This is a genomic window from Gordonia sp. (in: high G+C Gram-positive bacteria) (genome assembly GCF_012515855.1).
Classification (GTDB): Bacteria; Actinomycetota; Actinomycetes; order Mycobacteriales; family Mycobacteriaceae; genus Gordonia.
Map to the genome: position 1 here is coordinate 20570 of NZ_JAAYXO010000165.1, position 16494 is coordinate 37063.

Annotated in this window: 15 protein-coding genes; 2 read left to right on the plus strand and 13 right to left on the minus strand. The window is 69.4% G+C overall.

Annotated features, from left to right (window positions below; all coding sequences use genetic code 11):
- Window position 1: 1 nt before the first annotated feature.
- The 6 genes from mnhG to GX543_RS12335 are packed head-to-tail and all read right to left on the minus strand — an operon-like array spanning window position 2 to window position 6587.
- Entirely contained in the window at window positions 2–331 is a 330-nt protein-coding gene (mnhG, locus tag GX543_RS12310; RefSeq protein ID WP_290852221.1) for a monovalent cation/H(+) antiporter subunit G, read from the minus strand.
- Window positions 328–591 (minus strand): monovalent cation/H+ antiporter complex subunit F, encoded by a 264-nt coding sequence (locus GX543_RS12315; protein WP_290852222.1) that lies wholly within the window; start codon window positions 589–591, stop codon window positions 328–330. Before GX543_RS12315 ends, mnhG begins: the two co-directional genes overlap by 4 nt.
- Window positions 588–1373: a Na+/H+ antiporter subunit E gene (locus GX543_RS12320; protein WP_290852224.1), complete on the minus strand. Its 786-nt coding sequence runs from the start codon at window positions 1371–1373 to the stop codon at window positions 588–590. Before GX543_RS12320 ends, GX543_RS12315 begins: the two co-directional genes overlap by 4 nt.
- Window positions 1370–3007 carry a Na+/H+ antiporter subunit D gene (locus tag GX543_RS12325; RefSeq protein ID WP_290852225.1) on the minus strand — a complete coding sequence of 546 codons (1638 nt, stop codon included), beginning with the start codon at window positions 3005–3007 and terminating at the stop codon, window positions 1370–1372. The genes GX543_RS12320 and GX543_RS12325 overlap by 4 nt, the downstream gene beginning before the upstream one ends.
- The gene (locus GX543_RS12330) at window positions 3004–3681 is read right to left on the minus strand and encodes a Na(+)/H(+) antiporter subunit C (protein ID WP_290852226.1); all 678 of its coding nucleotides are present in this window, start codon (window positions 3679–3681) and stop codon (window positions 3004–3006) included. Before GX543_RS12330 ends, GX543_RS12325 begins: the two co-directional genes overlap by 4 nt.
- Entirely contained in the window at window positions 3678–6587 is a 2910-nt protein-coding gene (locus GX543_RS12335; protein WP_290852228.1) for a Na+/H+ antiporter subunit A, read from the minus strand. The genes GX543_RS12330 and GX543_RS12335 overlap by 4 nt, the downstream gene beginning before the upstream one ends.
- An 82-nt stretch (window positions 6588–6669) precedes the next feature.
- Between GX543_RS12335 and GX543_RS12340 the strand changes: the two genes are divergently transcribed.
- Together GX543_RS12340 and GX543_RS12345 are read left to right on the plus strand one after the other, a co-directional pair.
- Window positions 6670–7086 (plus strand): hypothetical protein, encoded by a 417-nt coding sequence (locus GX543_RS12340; protein WP_290852230.1) that lies wholly within the window; start codon window positions 6670–6672, stop codon window positions 7084–7086.
- Window positions 7087–7256: 170 nt separating this feature from the next.
- The gene (locus GX543_RS12345; RefSeq protein ID WP_290852232.1) at window positions 7257–7760 is read left to right on the plus strand and encodes a hypothetical protein; all 504 of its coding nucleotides are present in this window, start codon (window positions 7257–7259) and stop codon (window positions 7758–7760) included.
- 65 nt (window positions 7761–7825) lie between these two features.
- Here the strand turns inward: GX543_RS12345 and GX543_RS12350 are convergent, their stop codons facing one another.
- The 7 genes from GX543_RS12350 to GX543_RS12380 all read right to left on the minus strand — a co-directional run.
- Window positions 7826–9421 carry an acyl-CoA synthetase gene (locus GX543_RS12350; RefSeq protein ID WP_290852233.1) on the minus strand — a complete coding sequence of 532 codons (1596 nt, stop codon included), beginning with the start codon at window positions 9419–9421 and terminating at the stop codon, window positions 7826–7828.
- A gap of 137 nt (window positions 9422–9558) precedes the next feature.
- On the minus strand, window positions 9559–11811 hold the full coding sequence (locus tag GX543_RS12355) for an AAA family ATPase (RefSeq protein WP_290852234.1): 2253 nt from the start codon (window positions 11809–11811) through the stop codon (window positions 9559–9561).
- Window positions 11811–12818: a phosphatidylcholine/phosphatidylserine synthase gene (locus tag GX543_RS12360; protein ID WP_290852235.1), complete on the minus strand. Its 1008-nt coding sequence runs from the start codon at window positions 12816–12818 to the stop codon at window positions 11811–11813. The genes GX543_RS12355 and GX543_RS12360 overlap by 1 nt, the downstream gene beginning before the upstream one ends.
- The gene (locus GX543_RS12365) at window positions 12818–13531 is read right to left on the minus strand and encodes a phosphatidylserine decarboxylase (protein ID WP_290852236.1); all 714 of its coding nucleotides are present in this window, start codon (window positions 13529–13531) and stop codon (window positions 12818–12820) included. The genes GX543_RS12360 and GX543_RS12365 overlap by 1 nt, the downstream gene beginning before the upstream one ends.
- 155 nt (window positions 13532–13686) lie before the next feature.
- The gene (locus GX543_RS12370) at window positions 13687–14145 is read right to left on the minus strand and encodes an SRPBCC family protein (protein ID WP_290852238.1); all 459 of its coding nucleotides are present in this window, start codon (window positions 14143–14145) and stop codon (window positions 13687–13689) included.
- 117 nt (window positions 14146–14262) lie between these two features.
- Window positions 14263–15378: an acyl-CoA dehydrogenase family protein gene (locus GX543_RS12375; protein ID WP_290852239.1), complete on the minus strand. Its 1116-nt coding sequence runs from the start codon at window positions 15376–15378 to the stop codon at window positions 14263–14265.
- A 49-nt stretch (window positions 15379–15427) separates the two neighbouring features.
- Window positions 15428–16494: acyl-CoA dehydrogenase family protein (locus tag GX543_RS12380; RefSeq protein ID WP_290852240.1), on the minus strand; the 1067-nt coding region annotated here is incomplete at its 5' end.

The following is a 16494-nucleotide window of genomic DNA, read 5'->3' on the forward strand; positions in this document are numbered from 1 at the left end:
GTCAGCAGTTGCGGGCGGCGAGGTCGTCCTCGTCGACGACCTTCTCGCCGAGCGCCTGCTCCCGATAGACGAGACGGCCGACGCGCTGGGCGACGACGGGTGCGGTGATCAGCGTGAAGAGTCCGGTGAGGACCAGCATGCCGCCGTCGGGATGGCCTTCGAGCTTGATGAAGGCGCCGATCAGCACCAGGATCATGCCGAAGGTCTGCGGTTTGGTGGCGGCGTGCATCCGGCTGAGGGTGTCCGGGAAGCGGACGATGCCGATGGCCGCGGTGAAGGCGAGCAGCGATCCGGTGAGGATGAGGACTGCCGCGATGATGTCGACGATCACAGTTGGTTGTCCCTCACTCGGAAGCGGGCGACCGACACCGAGCCGATGAACCCGACCAGGCTCAGCGCCACGATCCCGGGGACCACCGTGGTGTCGGCGGTGTACGCCACCCACACCGACAGCCCGCAGATCGCGATGGCGACGAGCGCGTCGACGCCGACGAGGCGATCGACGGTGGTCGGCCCGCGGAGCGTCCGGTAGGCGGTGAGTGCGGCGGCGGCCAGTAGCAGGGTGGCGCTGATGATCCAGACGACGGTCATCGCTTCTCCTTTCGGGCCTGTTCCTGGTCGGCGACGCGCTGGCGGTCGGCGAACGGAACGTGGTGGTAGTCGTCGTCGATGCCGTGCAACGGGCTGGGGTTCCACTCGTCGTCGCGTTCGAAGGTCTTGATGAACTGCCGCTCGACGTAAGCCATCTGGCTCAGGAACTCGTCGATGTACTTCTCCTTGCGGACGTCGAAGACGTGGATGTAGAGCATCCGCGCCTCCTGGTCGATCTCGACGACCATGGTGCCCGGCACCAGGTTGATGTAGTCGACCGCGAGGGTGAGCGTGAGGTCGGACTTGATCGCCATGTGCACGCGGACCACGGAACCGAGCGGCGGCGGCCCGGGGGTCACGGACGCCCAGGCCACCTGGGCGCTCGAGATGAAGAAGTTGTACAGCATCGTCGCGATCAGTTTGATCGCGGACAGCGGGTGGAAGCGGCCCTCGACGGCGACGCGGGGGAGCGGCAGCAGGACCATCACGGCCAGCGCGATGCCCGCGCCCGCAATGATGTTCCCCCAGGTGATGTCGCCCCAGAGCAGCACCCACACGAAGGTGAGCCAGGCGAAGCCCCACAGCCGCAGGCCCGCCTCGCGCAGCGACCCGCCGATCCACTTGGGCGTTCGCAGGTTGGTGGCGAGCCAGACGTACGACTTGACCGCGGGCCAGGCGAAACCGACCAGCAGCACGCGCCACAGATTGCCGAAGAACGCCGCGACCGGCCGCTTGCCGACCGGCTTGGCATGCGGACGATCGGGGAACGGGGGTGTCGTCATCGCGGGCCTCCGTTCGAGGCGCCGGCGGCGTCGGAGTTCTGCAGGACGGTGGAGATGTACTGACTCCGATCCAGGACACCGGACGACGCATCGTCGGTGAAGTCGAACATCGGACCTCCCCACACGGTCAGGGCGAGGCCTGCGGCGACCATCGCCATGGTCGGCACGACCATCGTCACGGGCATCCGGCCCACGTCTTCGCGCTCGGAGAGCAGAACGTCCTCACCCTCCTCGATCAGGGCCGACGCGGTGCTGGACGCCATCGCCCCCTCGGGGGCGTCGGCGCGGGCCCGCCAGAAGGCCTTGGTCCAGATGCGGGCCATGACATACAGGGTCAGCAGGCTGGTGACCACGGAGCCGCCGACCAGAATCCAGGCCAGGACCGAGCCGTCCTGCGCGCCGGCCTCCAGCAGCGCCACCTTGCCGATGAACCCGGAGAACGGTGGGATGCCGCCGAGGTTTAGGGCGGGGATCAGGAACATGCCGGCGAGCAGCGGGCTGGCGATGAGCCCGCCCAGGCGGCGCAGCGACGACGATCCGGCCTGGCGTTCGATGAGCCCGACCACCAGGAACAGCGTGGTCTGCACCAGAATGTGGTGGGCCACGTAGTAGATCGCCGCCGACGTCGACAGTTCCGAGCCCACCGCGATGCCGAAGACCATGTAGCCGATGTGGCTGACGAGGGTGAACGACAACAGACGTTTCACGTCCGATTGCGCGATGGCGCCGAAGATGCCGATCAGCATCGTCAGCAGGCCTGCGACCATCAGCAGGGCGTCCATGGTGCCGCCGGGGAACAGCAGCGAATGCGTGCGGATCAGCGCGTACACGCCGACCTTCGTGAGGAGCCCGGCGAACACGGCCGTGACGGGCGCCGGAGCGGTCGGGTACGAGTCCGGCAGCCAGGTCGACAGCGGGAAGACCGCCGCCTTGATCCCGAAGGCGACCAACAGCACCGCGAACAGGGCGTTGCGGGTGCCGTCGGGCACCGTGTCGAGGCGCACGGCCATCTCCGCCAGATTCAATGTGCCGGTCGTCGCGTAGGCGAAGGCGATGCCCGCCAGGAAGATCAGCGACGACACCATCGAGACCATGATGTACGACGCACCGGCGCGGACGCGGTCGGCGCTCGCGCCGAGGGTCAGCAGCACGAAGCTGGCGGCCAGCAGCACCTCGAACGAGACGTACAGGTTGAACAGGTCGCCCGCGAGGAACGAGTTGCAGACGCCCGCGGTCAGAATCAGATAGCTCGGCAGGAAGATCGACACCGGCTGTTCAGTGGTGCCGTCCCGGATGCCCTGCCCGATGGCGTACACGACGACGCAGATCAAGACGGTCAGGGAGATCACCAGCATCAGCGCGGCCAACCGGTCGGCCACCAGGGTGATGCCGAGCGGGGTGTTGACCAGGCCGCGGCCGTCCCAGCCGCCGATGGTCACCGCGTAGGTGCCGTGACCGGCGGTCAGATACAGCATCATGCACGACGCGATCAGCGCGATCGCGATGGCCGTGACGGTCACCACGCGCTGCACCCGCGCGCTGCGGGCGGCCAGCAGCGTGACGGCGGCGCCCAGCAGGGGCACCAGGGTCGGCAGGACGATCAGGACGGGAATCCAGGACGACTGGGGAATCATCGGTTCACCTCCGCCTCGGGATCGTCGGTGTCAGGGTGGTCGGTGTCGCTGTCGGGCGGCATCTCGTCGCCGTCGTCAGGCAGCAGCTCGAGGATGTCGGCGTCCTGGGGCATCAGGTCCGGTTCGTGGACGTTCACGTGCGCTGCGATGAACTCCTCCGCGGTCATCGGGTTGCCGCGTCGGTCGAACAGGTCGCCGGCCACGGTGTCCGCGCCGGTGGTCGGATCGTCGCTGCGGTCTTGGTCCGGGACCGAGTCCGGGTCGCGCGAGAGGATCTTGATGTCCTCTTCGTCGTCGCCGAGTTCGTCGTCGACGGCGTCGGTCGGGATCTCCTGGCCGGTGAGCGCGGCCTCTTCTTCGGCGGCCTGGTTGATACGGAACAGGCGATAGGTGACCGCGAGCACGAACGCGGCGATGCCGAGCGTGATCACGATCGCGGTGAGCACCATGCCCTGGGCCAGCGGGTCGGCGTCGAAGGACTGTCGTTCGGATTCCCGGCCGCGGATCGGCGGGTGTCCCGGCGGACCGGCCAGCACGATGATCATCAGGTTGAGCGCGTTGCCGACTAACAGCAGGCCGAACAGCATCCGGATCAGGCTGCGTTCGGTCAGCAGGTACACGCCCGCCGCGGCCATGAGGCCGACGACGATCATCAGTCCGAGATTCACCGTCATTGCTTGGCCTCCGCCGGGCTGGTCGGGGAGTCGTCTCCGGCCTCGGCCATCAGCGCTTCGAAATCAGCGTCGGAGACGTCGAGTCGCGCGCCGATGCTGCGCAGGATGTCGACGACGAGGCCGACCACGATCAGATAGACGCCGAGGTCGAAGAACAGCGCGGTGACCAGATGGAACTCGCCGAACACCGGCAACGTCAGATCGAAGGTGGCCGACGAGAGCGCCGGGGCGCCGAGGAACAGCGACACCGCGGCGGTGGTGGCCGAGATGGCGAGTCCGGCTCCGAGGACGGTGCCTGCTTCTACGCGCAGGGCCTCGCCGAGCTCGTAGCGACCGCCGGCGAGGTAGCGCAGCACCAGTGCCAACCCCATCACCAGACCGCCGGCGAAGCCGCCGCCCGGTGCGTTGTGGCCTGCGAAGAAGAAATACGCCGACAGCACCACCAGCGTGGGGAACACCAGGCGAGTGGTGGCCTCCAGGATCAGCGACCGCTGGTTGGGATCGCGCATCTCACTGCCGCGCAGCCAGGTGGTGCGGCCGTGGAAGCTCTCGTCGCCGTTGCGCCGCGCGGCGAGCTGGTCGTCGGTGACGCGTGGGACGGCGCCGAAACGGCGGCTGCGGAACAGCATCGACGCCACGCCCGTGGCCGCGACGATGAGGACCGAGACCTCGCCGATGGTGTCCCACGCGCGGATGTCGACCAGCAGCACGTTGACCGCGTTGGCGCCGTGACCGAACTCGTATGCCGCGTCGCCGAGATAGACGTTGAGGGGTTCGGTGGAGCGAGCCGCGGCGGCGAACAGGCCGACCAGCACCAGCATCGCGCCGAAGGCGAGGGCGATCGCTATGCGGATCGGCTGGTGCCCGGTCTTCTGCTTCAAGGTCGCCTCCGACGGGAGCTTGCGCAGAACCAGGACGAAGACCACCAGGGTGAGGCTCTCGACCAGGAACTGAGTCAGCGCGAGATCGGGGGCGCCGTAGAGGGCGAACAGCACACCGCAGCCGTAGCCGGTCACACCGAGGGTGAGGAGCCCGGCAAGGCGGTTGCGGAGGATGGCGGTCGCGATCGCCGCGGCGATCATGATCGCGCCGATGACCACCTCGGCGGGTGTGTCGAAACCGCGGACGCGCAGTCCGTCGCGGCTGCCGAGGAACAGGACGACGGTCGGCAAGAGCACCGCGGTCGAGAGGATGACGCCCTGCGTGATCGGCAGCGAACCGCGTTGGGTGTTGCGCGTGACCCAGAGCGAGAGATTGTCCGCGCCCCGCAGCGCGCTGTCGTAGATCCGGTCGGCATTGAGCCTCGGCGGATGCACGAAGACGTGGGCTCGACGAGCACGCAGGAAGACGAACAGTCCGTAACCGCCGACCACCACGATGATCGAGAACACCACGGGGAGGCCGAACCCGTGCCACTGCGCCAGGTGCTCGAGGTCGTGGCCGTAGGACGGCAGATTCTCCGCGTACGGTTCGAAGTACTTGCCGATCCAGCCGGAGGCGAAGGCGCCGATCACACCGGTCGTCGCGAGCACGGCCGGAGGCAGCAGGAACATCGTCGTCGGCTGCTCGAGTTGGGCGACGGCACGCGTCGGGAGCGCGCGAACCTTGCGGCCGAAGGCGCCCCAGAGGAAGCGGGTGGTGTAGGCGAAGGTGAGGATCGAGCCGACCAGCAGGACCACGTCGATGGCGTGGCGTTGCAGAGGCGGGAGCGCTCCGGTGTCCCACACGCTGGCGAAGGCCGTCTCCTTGCCGACGAAGCCGAACGTGAACGGCAGGCCCGCCATGCTGGCCCCTGCCACGCTCGCGATCAGCGCGAGTGCGGGCAGTCGGTGGCCGAGGCGGGCGAGCTTGCGGATGTCGCGGGTGCCCGTGGAGTGGTCGATGATGCCGACGACCATGAACAGGCAGGCCTTGAACATGGCGTGTGCGACCACCATCGCCAGTCCGGCCATCGCGACGTTGGCGTCGCCGATGCCCACCAGGACGGTGATGAAGCCGAGCTGGGAGACCGTGCCGAAGGCGAGGATGAGTTTGAGGTCGAGTTCGCGCAACGATCGCCAGCCGCCGAGGATCATCGTCAGCATGCCGAGCGCGATCACCGGGATCTGCCACGCGAGGAGCGGTGCGAACGCGGGAGCCAGACGGGCGACCAGGTAGATGCCCGCCTTCACCATGGCGGCGGCGTGCAGGTAGGCGCTGACCGGGGTGGGCGCGGCCATGGCGCCGGGGAGCCAGAAGTGGAACGGCACGATGGCCGACTTCGAGAGCGCGCCGACCAGGATCAGGACCACCGCGACGCTGACATAGACGCCCCCGGGCGGCGGGTCCGCGAGCAGGTCCGACAACAGATAGCTGCCGGTGCGCTGACCGAGCATGATGAGGCCGACGAGCATCGCCAGGCCGCCGAACGTGGTGACCAGCAGCGCCTGCGTGGCGGCGCGACGCGAGGTGGCGCGGACCGCGTAGAAGCCGACGAGCATGAACGACAGGACCGTCGTCGCTTCCCAGAAGACGTACATCACCAGCGTGTTGTCGCTGACGACGAGACCGAACATGGCGCCGGCGAAGGCCACCAGTTCGCCGCCGAAGACGGCGATGCGTCGGCGCATCTCGTCGAAGTAGTTGGCGCAGTAGATCAGGACCAGGGCCCCGACCCCCAGGATCAGCACCGACATCACGGCGGCCAGCGTGTCGAACCGCAGGGTGATGTCCATGCTCAGACTGGGGATCCAGCTGATGGTCTCGACGCGTGGCGGGGCGCCGGGGTCGGGCCAGTGGGAGATCACCCAGGCCAGGCCGCCGGCTGGAGCCAGGGCAAGAAGATAGAAGCCGCGCGAGCCCATGGCTTTGATGATCGGAGGTGCGATGAGCGCACTGACGAACAGGGCGATCAATACCTGAATCAAAAGGGCACTCCGACTGGTGACGAGGTGGATGGGCGGGGTGTCGTGGCGACGAGACGCTGCGGACTACCTTACCGTTTCGGGTATGAAGCATTTTCGGAGACTGCTGGAAACGGCGCTGATCATCCTGTGCGCGGGCACCGTTCTGGTGGCCTGCGGATCCGACGAGGAACCCGACGACGGCACGGTGAAACTGCCTGCCGACTTCCCGTCGCAGATTCAGGTGGTCGACGGCGCCATCCTGACCTCCTCCGGCGAGTCGCCGCGATGGCAGGTGACGATTCAGGCTCGGGCCGGCGACGGGAATGCGCTCACCAACGCGGTCGCGAAGCTGACCGACGAGGGATTCACCGAATCCTCCCGCGTCGACGAGCCCGCGTCGAAGTCGGTGCTGCTCAGCAAAGACGTCGACGGCAAACAACTGTGGGTCAACGTCGGGCTGTCGGCGGATGCGGCGGCCGGAGCGTCGACGGTGATCTACCAGGTCAGCGTCGCGGGCTAGGGCGGGCGAGACTGCGGGCCTCGGGGAGACTGCGGCTTCGGCGAGACTCGGGCGGCGGTCGGAACCGGCAGGAAACCGGTACCCGGCTGGCAGCTGATTGCCAGGTTCGAGGAGTTCCATGGGTTTCGACAGCGACACCCGGTTGCTGACGTCACCGAGAGGATCGTTCCATGACCGACCCCAACGAGCCCACCCAGAACTTCTCTGAGGGGACTCGCGAGCCGGCCGACACGCAGCCGGACGCCGCACCGACCGCGCCAATCGCGTCCGGTGACCCCTCCGCCGCGGCGGTTCCTGCGCCCGCCGTCGCCGACAACGGCACCGGCAAGCATGTTTCGGTGAAGCGGTCGTGGCTGTACGCCGGCGCAGGTGTCGGGGTCCTCGCCGTAATCGGCGTCGCGTTCGGTCTCGGCTACCTCGCCGGGTACGACGAAGGCGGCGACCGGGGCTCGCACCACGAGCGCGGCGAGCGGATGCACGGCCACACCGGCGAGAAGGGCGAGTTCGGGCCCGGCATGCGCTGGCGGATGAATCCGGAAGACATGCCGGGTCGCGACGGCCAGCGCCCAGATCGCCAGAACACCGATCGCCAGAATCCGAACCAGCAGCCGTCCGAGTCCACCACGACCGCCCCGGTCGTCCCGGAGACCACCGCCCCGGCGATGCCCGGGTAGGACGACCGCGGCACCCGTCGAGCCGGACAGCGCCGCCGGCACCTGAGTGCCGCGCGCGCGGGGAACTAGCCGGTGGCGACCGACTCGTGCGCCACCCGCAGGTTCTTCTTGAGGATCTTGCCCGACGGGTTCTTCGGGAGGGCCTCGGCGAAGATCACGTACTTGGGTCGCTTGTACGGCGCCAGCACGCTTTCGACGTGCGCGTCGACGTGCGCCTGGGTGAGGGTGACGCCGTCCTTCGGGACCACGACGGCGGTCACCGCCTCGATCCACTTCGGATGCGGAACGCCGAAGACCGCCACTTCGGCGACGCCGTCGAGCAGGTAGATCGCTTCTTCGACCTCGCGCGAGGCGACGTTCTCGCCGCCGGTCTTGATCATGTCCTTCTTGCGGTCGACCACCGACAGGTAGCCGTCGGCGTCGAACTTTCCGAGGTCGCCGGAGTGGAACCAGCCGCCGGCGAACGCCGCGGCCGTCTTCTCCTCGTCGTTGTAGTAGCCGAGGCAGGCGTGGGGGCTGCGGTGCACGATCTCGCCGACCTGGCCGACCGGCAGCGGATTGCCCTCGTCGTCGACGACGATCGTCTCGACGTTCAGCGACGCGCGTCCTGCCGAACCGGCGTGGGGGATCTGCTCGTGCGGTTGCAGGATGGTGGCCAGCGGTGACATCTCGGTCTGGCCGTAGAAGTTCCAGAACAGCACGTCGGGCAGTCGCTCACCCAACTCGCGCAGCACCTCGACCGGCATCGGCGACGCCCCGTAGTAGCCCTTGCGCAGCGACGAGAGGTCGCGGGTGTCGAAATCGGGGTGGCGCAGGAGTGAGATCCAGACGGTCGGCGGGCAGAACAGCTTGGTGGCACCGTGCGCCTCGACCGCTGCCAGCAGCGCGGCGGGTTCGGGGCTCGGCAGAATGATGCTGGTGGCGCCCAGGTAGACGTCGACCGACAGGAAGCAGTCGAGCTGCGCGCAGTGATACAGCGGCAGCGAGTGGATCTCGATGTCGTCGGAGGTCATGCCGCCGTCGACGATGCATGACACGTACTGCGACACCAACGACTTCGACGACAGCAGAACGCCCTTCGGTCGCGACTCGGTGCCGGAGGTGAACATCATCCGCAGCGGGTCGTCGTCGCGCACGAGCACCTGCGGCGCAGTGGCATCGGGGTGGGTGATCCAGTCCGCGATGTCCTCCCAGCCGTCGACCGGTGTGCCCGCCAGGCCGATCGTCGCACGGACGACGTCGGTGCGTGACGATGCGTCGATCGCGGCGCCGACGGTCCCGGCGAGAGCGTCTTCGGCGACGACGATGGTCGAGCCCGAGTGGTCGAGGATGAAAGCGATCTCGTCGGCGCCCAAGCCGAAGTTGATCGGCACCAGAATGGCTCCGAGGCGGGCGCTCGCGAAGGTCAGGACGGCGAACTGCCAGCAGTTGTGGCTCACCAGCGCCAGTCGATCGCCCTTGGCGAGGCCGTGCGCGGTGAGCGCGTTGGCGCAACGATTCACGGCGGCGTCGAACTCGGCGAAGGTCAGCGAGGTGTCGCCGTTGATGAGCGCGGTCTTGGTCGGGGCGCGCAGCGCGGTGCGACGCAGCAGATCGCCGACGGTGTACGACCGCGCGGTGTCGATAGCGGTGGTGGTGGCATCGCTGAATCCAGTGCTCATGGTGGGGGCTCCTTAGCGAGCGTCGCGCCGTTCGGCGCACTGCGGCGCCGAACCAATTACTTGGGGTTCCAAGTAATTCATACCACTGTGAGCTCGCCGACACGAGTCTTTCCCGGACGGGATCCGGGCGCGCGACACTATTCGGCGCGACGCGCCGCGTACGCCTCGAGTTCGGCCACCTGGTCCGGATCCAGCGACGGTCGTACGGCGGCCCGAGCGGTCTCGACATCCGCGGCGGTGACGGTCGCGGCATCGATGTCCCGTCGCATGGCGGCCAGCGCGGCTTCGCGCAGCAGCGCCGAGCAGTCGGCGGCCGAGTAGCCGTCGAGTTCGGCGGCGAGGTCGTCGAGATCGACTCCGGACAGCGGAACGCTGCGTCCCGCGGCGCGCAGAATGTCGGCGCGGGCGGCGGCGTCGGGCGGTGGGACGAACACCAGTCGCTCCAGTCGGCCGGGACGCAGCAGCGCCGGGTCGATGAGGTCGGGCCGGTTGGTGGCGCCCAGCACCACGACGTCGTTCAGCGGCTCGGCGCCGTCGAGTTCGGTCAGCAGCGCCGCCACCACGCGGTCGGCGACGCCCGAGTCGGTGGAGCCGCCGCGCCGCGGGGCCAGGGCGTCCACCTCGTCGAGGAAGACCAGCGACGGCGCGCTGGCTCGAGCCCGGGCGAACAGGTCGCGGACCGCGCGCTCGGACGAGCCGACCCACTTGTCGAGCAGTTCGGCGCCCTTGACGCTGTGCACCGACAGTCGGCCCGAGGCGGCGAGCGCACGGACGACGAAGGTCTTCCCGCAGCCGGGCGGGCCGTAGAGCAGGACGCCGCGCGGCGGTTCCACGCCCAGGCGAGTGAAGGTGTCCGGGTGCTGCAGCGGCCACAGCACGGCTTCGGTCAGCGCCTGACGGGTCTCCACCATGTCGCCGACGTCGTCGAGGGTGATGGAGCCGAGCGCCACATCGGGAGACTCGAGGCGGGAGGCCGGCCGGATGACGCCGAGCGCCTCCACCAGGTCTTCGGTGCGGAGTTCGGCGTCGGTCTCCTCGCGGGTGGCGCGGGAGGCGGCGCGCAGGGCGGCGTCGCGGGTCAGCGCGGCGAGGTCGGCCGCGACGAAGCCGGGCGTCCGCGACGCGATCGTGTCGAGATCGAGGCGGCCGTGCGTCGGGACGTCGGCGAGGATGGCGCCCAGGAGTTTGGCGCGCTGACCGGCGTCGGGCAGTCCGATCGTCAACTCGCGGTCGCAGAGGTCGGGTTCGCGGAGACGGGAGTCGAGGCCGCCCGGGTCGGAGGTGGTGGCGATCAGCGCGACGGCGCCGCCGGCGATGGCGTCGCGCAGGTCCTGCAGGATCAGCGTCGACACCGGATCGGACTCGGCGGGCAGCAGCTTGTCGACATCGGTCACCAGGAGGACCCCGCCGGTCGCGGGCAGGGTCGCGACGGCGGCCTGGACGGCGGTGCGCCGACCGTCGGCGGCCAACGCGCCCGTCGACGGTCCGTCGATCTCCGCCAGCGGTCGGTGCGCGCAGACCGACCGGACGAGCGTCGCCTTGCCGACCCCGGAGGGCCCGGACAGCAGCACGCCCAGCCGCGGCTGGGCGCCGAGCGCGCGCAGCACGTCGGGGTTGTCGAGGGTCACGCCCAGCCACTCCTCGAGGCGGGCCACCTGCGTGTCGACGCCGACCAGCTCGGACACGGGACGAACGCGGTGCTCCGGCTGGGTGTCGGGGGTGGGCTGGGTGTCGGGGTTCGCGGTGCCGGTCGGCGGCACGGAGCGGGGAGCGGCGCCCGGCGCGGCTGATGCCGTCGGGGTCGTGCCGACGGCTCGGTTGACGCCTTCTCGACTCTCGCCCTCCCAGAGCACGGCGGTGTTGGTCTGCACGCTCACCGGGCCTGCGGGGACGGTCGCGGTCACGGTCAACAGCTCGTTGGTCCAGGTGATCCCGACCGACCGGGCCAGCGACGCGGTCGCGCCCGCCGCGGTGAGTTCGGGGCCGAGATCGCGGGGGAGCAGCGAAACGGTGTCCCCGATGCTCAGCACCTTGCCCAGCAGGGCGCGGCGCAGGGTCGGTTCGGTCACCGAGACGCTCGCCAGACGCGACCCGCGGACGGTGACGCGCGAGGCGCCGTGGACCACGACCGGAGCCACCACGACGGCGCTGTCCTCGCGGATGCCGAGGTTGGTGAAGGTGAGGTCGTCGAGCAGGATCAGCCCGGTGGGCGAGTCGGCGGGCGCCGCGGCGACCACCGCTGACGACACCCGAGCGCCGGTCAGCGAGACGGCGTCCCACTCCCGCAGCGAGAGTGCGGTGAGCACCTCCGGGTGCACCCGCACCAGACCGCGGCGCGAGTCGGCCGCCGAGGTGTTGAGGCGGGCGGTGAGCGTCAGCGTTGGAGACATCAGTCCTCGCGGGGGCCTTGGGGGCGGCGCAGGCCGAGACGGGCGGTGGAACGCTGCGGCATCACTCGCCGACGGGAGCCGTCGGCGACGGCCTGGCGGCGCTCATCGCGACGTTGCAGTCGGCGGTCGCGCGCGGGGGCGTCCCAGTGCTCGTGGTGAGCCGCGGCCCAGCGCTGGCTGCGCCACGCGAACGGGATGTGAATCAGGTACGCCGACACGATGATGATCATCAACAGGTAGGGGAAGGTGAACATCAGCGCGGCCGCCGCGGCGACGATGAACAGCAGACCTGCCAGTGCGCTCGGACGGATGTTGGCCGATTTCATCGACAGTGTCGGGACACGGCTCACCGCGAGCAGCCCGATGAACAGCAGCCACGCCGCGACCACCGGCATCGACACCCACCAGCCCTCGCCGAAGTGCTGCTGCAGGCCGATCGGCAGCAGCGCCATCACGGCCGCGGCCGGGGCGGGAACGCCGACGAAGTAGTCCTTGGTGTACTGCGGTGCGTCGTGGTCGTCGAGCAGGGTGTTGAAGCGCGCCAGGCGCAGCACGATGGCAGCGCAGAACAGCAGGGCCACCACCCAGCCGAAGTCCTGCGCCGCCGAACTCTGGTTGTCGCGCAAGACCACTGCGTAGACGATGAGCGCGGGGGCCACGCCGAAGTTGATGGCGTCGGCCAGGGAGTCGAGCTCGGCACCGATCTTGGTGGTCGCATCCATCATTCGGGCCACGCGACCGTCGATGCCGTCGAAGACCGCGGCCAGCACCAGCAGCCCCATCGCGAGGTCGACGTTTCCGGCGTCCGCGGAACGGACGGCGGTGAGGCCCGCGCACAGCGCGAGGATGGTGAGGGTCGACGGAACGATCATCCGGCCGGCCCTGGCGGAGCCGACCGACCGCCGTGGGCGGCGGGCGTCCTCCTCGGTGCGGCGCACCGACGAGGGGAGGCGGAGACGTCGTCGAGGGCGGTCGGCTGGTCTCCGATGCGGTCTGATCCGCGGCATCAGGGGAGCTCCGCGAGCACCGTCTCGGCACCGACGGCGCGCTGACCGCAGGCGACCTTCACCGTGCTGCCCTGCGGGAGGTACAGGTCGACGCGCGATCCGAAGCGGATGAGGCCGTAGGTGTCACCGAGGGCCAGGGTGTCGCCCGGCGCCGCGTCGTTGACGATGCGGCGCGCCAGCAGGCCGGCGATCTGCACGACGCCGACGTCGGGGCCGGTGCCGTCGCCGGTCGCGATGGTCATCGCGGTGCGCTCGTTCTCGCTGCTGGCGGCGGGCAGGTCAGCGGAGAGGAACTTGCCCGGGGTGTGGACCACCGACTGCACGCGGCCGGCGATCGGCACGCGCTGCACGTGGACGTCGAACACCGAGAGGAAGGTGCAGACGCGGGGGACGGGTTGGTCGCCCATGCCGAGTTCCGGCAGCGGGACGGCCTCGTCGACCAGTGCGACGGTGCCGTCCGCGGGCGCGACCACCAGTCCGGCGCCGGTCGGCGGCACGCGGCTCGGGTGTCGGAAGAACAACGCGGACGCGGCGGCGGCGGCCATCGCCGGACGGGCGACCCACTTGCGGTTGCGGCCGAGCAGCGCGACGGCGGCGGGCGCGGCCACGAACGGGATGCCCTGCGGGTGCAGCGGCGGCACGGTCTCGCGGATCAGGTCGACGACGTGGGCCAGGCCTTCGCGGTCATCGGGTTGGGAGGGACGTCGTGCCACCGGTGTGTGCTCCTAGGTAAACGGGGGTCGCGAAACGGCGCGACCGACAAGACCAGCTTAATCGCCGCCGCCCGCATGCCCCGACGCACATCGCCCTCCGACGGCGAGCGGCCGTCGGAGGGCGATGCGGACTTCGAGCCCGGTGGGGTCGGCGATCAGCCCTGGGCTGCGCGCTTGATCTTGCCGAGGGTCTCGCGGATGCCCTCCTGCAGCTCGGCTTCGAACGGCTTCTCACCGCCCAGCACCTTGTCGACCAGGGTCGACGAGATCTTGGAGGTGCCGCCCGCGGGGACGGTGCGCGACTCGGTGAGCCGGACTCCGGTCTCCGTCGGCTCGATGCGGAACGTCCACACGGTGCGGTTGTCGAGGATCTTGAACGCCAGCTCCTTGTTCGGCTCGAAGGTCACCACCTTCGACCGGGTGGGCCACACCAGCGGCCCGCGGCGGTTCACGTTGAGGGTCGTGGTGCCGACCTTCACGTCGCCGCCGAAGATGATCATCTTCTTGCACTGCGGGCTCCACTCGCCCATGCGACGCAGGTCGCTGACGACCGACCAGACCTTCTCGGGGCTGGCTTCGATGTCGATGGAGTCTTCGATCAGGGGTGCGGCCATGGCTGTCTCCGTTCTGTGCGCGCCGGAGGAGTACGGCGCGTGTTGTCGGTCACCCTAATGCATGTGACGCATGGTCACACCTTGAGTGTGATGCGGATCCCGGTCGGAATCGGCGAGTCAGCCGACGGTGACCATGTCCCAATCGCCGACGGAGGCGGACAGTCGCTGCAGGTGGCTGTCCGCGTCGCCCAGGGTGTGGCCGATGGCGGTCAGTCGGCTCACGAAGTGGGCGACCGGGTACTCGGCGGTCATGCCGATGCCGCCGTGCATCTGGATCGACTCCTGGCCGATGTGCCGAGCCGAACGCAGCGCCTGGAGCTTGGCGCGCGAGGCGATGATCGGATCCACGCGGCCCTCGGCGAGGGCCGCGGTGGCGTAGACGCTAAGACTGCTCGCCAGCTCCAACGAGACGTACATGTCGGCCGCCCGGTGGGTCAGCGCCTGGAAGGTCGCCAGCGGTACGCCGAACTGCTTGCGCGTCTTGAGGTACTCGACGGTCATGTCGAGGCTCGCCTTCATCGCGCCGACCGCCTCGGCGACCAGCGCCGCCTGCGTCAGAACGTCCACGTCGGCGATGACGGCCGAGGCGTCACCCGAGCCGAGTCGCGTGGCCGGGGCGTCGACGAAGACGATCTGGGCGCCGCGCCGGCGGTCGTGAGTGCGATAGGCGGTGCGGTCGACGCCCGCAGCGGTCGCGTCGACCAGGTACAGGCCGACCTCGCCCGCGGCGTCGCGCGCCGAGACCACCAGGGTGTCGGCGACGTCGCCCGCCGCCACCAGCGACTTGGTGCCGGACAGCGTGCCGTCGGCGAACTGCGTCGCCACGGCATAGGTGGGCCAGCGGTCGCCGTTCTCGTGGTGAGCGAAGGCCAGCAGGCGCTCGCCCGACGAGAGGCCGCCGATGAGGTCGGCGCGGACGTCGCTGTCGGCGGTCTTGCTCACCAGCAGTCCGGGGACGACGACAGCGTCCAGGAAGGGCTCGGGCGCGATGGCCGCACCGAACTCGCCCATCACGGGGGCGAGTTCTTCCGGTCCGGCGCCGGTGCCGCCGTCGGCTTCGTCGAAGACCAGGCCGAGGATGCCGATCTCGGCGAGCGAGTTCCACACCTCGCGGCTCCAGCCGAGCTCGGTGTCGGTGACCGCGCGCAGCGTCTCGACGTCGTACTTCTTGGTCAGGACCTCGCGCACGGTGTCGCGCAGCATGACCTGTTCTTCGGAGAGTTCGAATTCCATTGGTGTTCCTAGTGGATCTGGGGAAGGGCGGTGGGGGTCGGGCGAGCGGTCACAGACCGAGGACTTCCTTGTCGATGATCTGGCGCTGGACCTCCGACGAGCCGCCGTAGATCGTCACCTTGCGGTAGTTCAGGTAGGCGGGGACCGCGAGCTGTGCCCACTCCGGGCTCAGGATGTCGGCGATGTCGCCCTCCGCGGCGGAGTCGATCGCGGACACCGGCAGCGAGTCCGGGCCTGCGATGTCGGCGATCAGCTCGGTCGCGTCCTGCTGCAACTGCGAACCGCGCAGCTTCAGCAGCGACGACGCCGGGTTCGGCTTGCCGTCGGCGGAGCCTGCGACCACTCGCAGCTGGGTGACCTCGAGTGCCAGCAGCTCGTTCTCCAGGGCGGCGAGCCGGCCGGCGATCGCGGGGTCGTCGAGGAGGGAGCCGTTCGGGGTGCGCGTGGCTGCGGCGAGCTCCTTGGCCTTGGCGACCTTGGTCTTGGTCCAGCCGACGCGTGCGATGCCCGAGCGCTCGTTGCCGAGGAGGAACTTCGCGATGGTCCAGCCGATGTTCTCCTCGCCGACGAGGTACTCCGCGGGAACGCGGACGTCGGAGAAGAAGACCTCGTTGACCTCGTAGCTGCCGTCGATCAGCTGGATCGGGCGCAGCTCGACGCCGGGGGTGTCCATCGGGAACAGGAAGAAGCTGATGCCCGCCTGCTTCTTCACGTCCGGGTCAGTCCGGGCGAGGCAGAAGATCCAGTCGGCGTACTGGCCGAGCGTGGTCCAGGTCTTCTGCCCGTTGATGACGTAGTGGTCGCCGTCGCGGACGGCGCGGGTCTTGAGTGAGGCGAGGTCCGAGCCGGCCTCCGGCTCCGAGAAGCCCTGGCACCACCAGATGTCGAGGTTGGCCGTGGCCGGCAGGAACTTCTCTTTCAGCTCCGGTGAGCCGAACTGCGCGATCACCGGACCCACCATGCCAGCGTTGAAGGGGAGCAGGTCGGGGACGAAGTTGAGCGACATCTCCTCGCGCCAGATGTGGTGCTGGATCGGCGTCCAGTCCTGGCCGCCCCACTCGGTCGGCCAGTGGGGGACCGCGTAGCCGCCCTTGTTGAGGATGCGGGTCGTGGTCA

What these genes read in the sequence shown, in the direction of transcription:
- GX543_RS12315 (WP_290852222.1), bottom strand. Translation starts at nt 591, where the DNA reads ATGACCGTCGTCTGGATCATCAGCGCCACCCTGCTACTGGCCGCCGCC.
- GX543_RS12320 (WP_290852224.1), bottom strand. Translation starts at nt 1,373, where the DNA reads ATGACGACACCCCCGTTCCCCGATCGTCCGCATGCCAAGCCGGTCGGC.
- GX543_RS12325 (WP_290852225.1), bottom strand. Translation starts at nt 3,007, where the DNA reads ATGATTCCCCAGTCGTCCTGGATTCCCGTCCTGATCGTCCTGCCGACC.
- GX543_RS12330 (WP_290852226.1), bottom strand. Translation starts at nt 3,681, where the DNA reads ATGACGGTGAATCTCGGACTGATGATCGTCGTCGGCCTCATGGCCGCG.
- GX543_RS12340 (WP_290852230.1), top strand. Translation starts at nt 6,670, where the DNA reads ATGAAGCATTTTCGGAGACTGCTGGAAACGGCGCTGATCATCCTGTGC.
- GX543_RS12345 (WP_290852232.1), top strand. Translation starts at nt 7,257, where the DNA reads ATGACCGACCCCAACGAGCCCACCCAGAACTTCTCTGAGGGGACTCGC.
- GX543_RS12350 (WP_290852233.1), bottom strand. Translation starts at nt 9,421, where the DNA reads ATGAGCACTGGATTCAGCGATGCCACCACCACCGCTATCGACACCGCG.
- GX543_RS12355 (WP_290852234.1), bottom strand. Translation starts at nt 11,811, where the DNA reads ATGTCTCCAACGCTGACGCTCACCGCCCGCCTCAACACCTCGGCGGCC.
- GX543_RS12360 (WP_290852235.1), bottom strand. Translation starts at nt 12,818, where the DNA reads ATGCCGCGGATCAGACCGCATCGGAGACCAGCCGACCGCCCTCGACGA.
- GX543_RS12370 (WP_290852238.1), bottom strand. Translation starts at nt 14,145, where the DNA reads ATGGCCGCACCCCTGATCGAAGACTCCATCGACATCGAAGCCAGCCCC.
- GX543_RS12375 (WP_290852239.1), bottom strand. Translation starts at nt 15,378, where the DNA reads ATGGAATTCGAACTCTCCGAAGAACAGGTCATGCTGCGCGACACCGTG.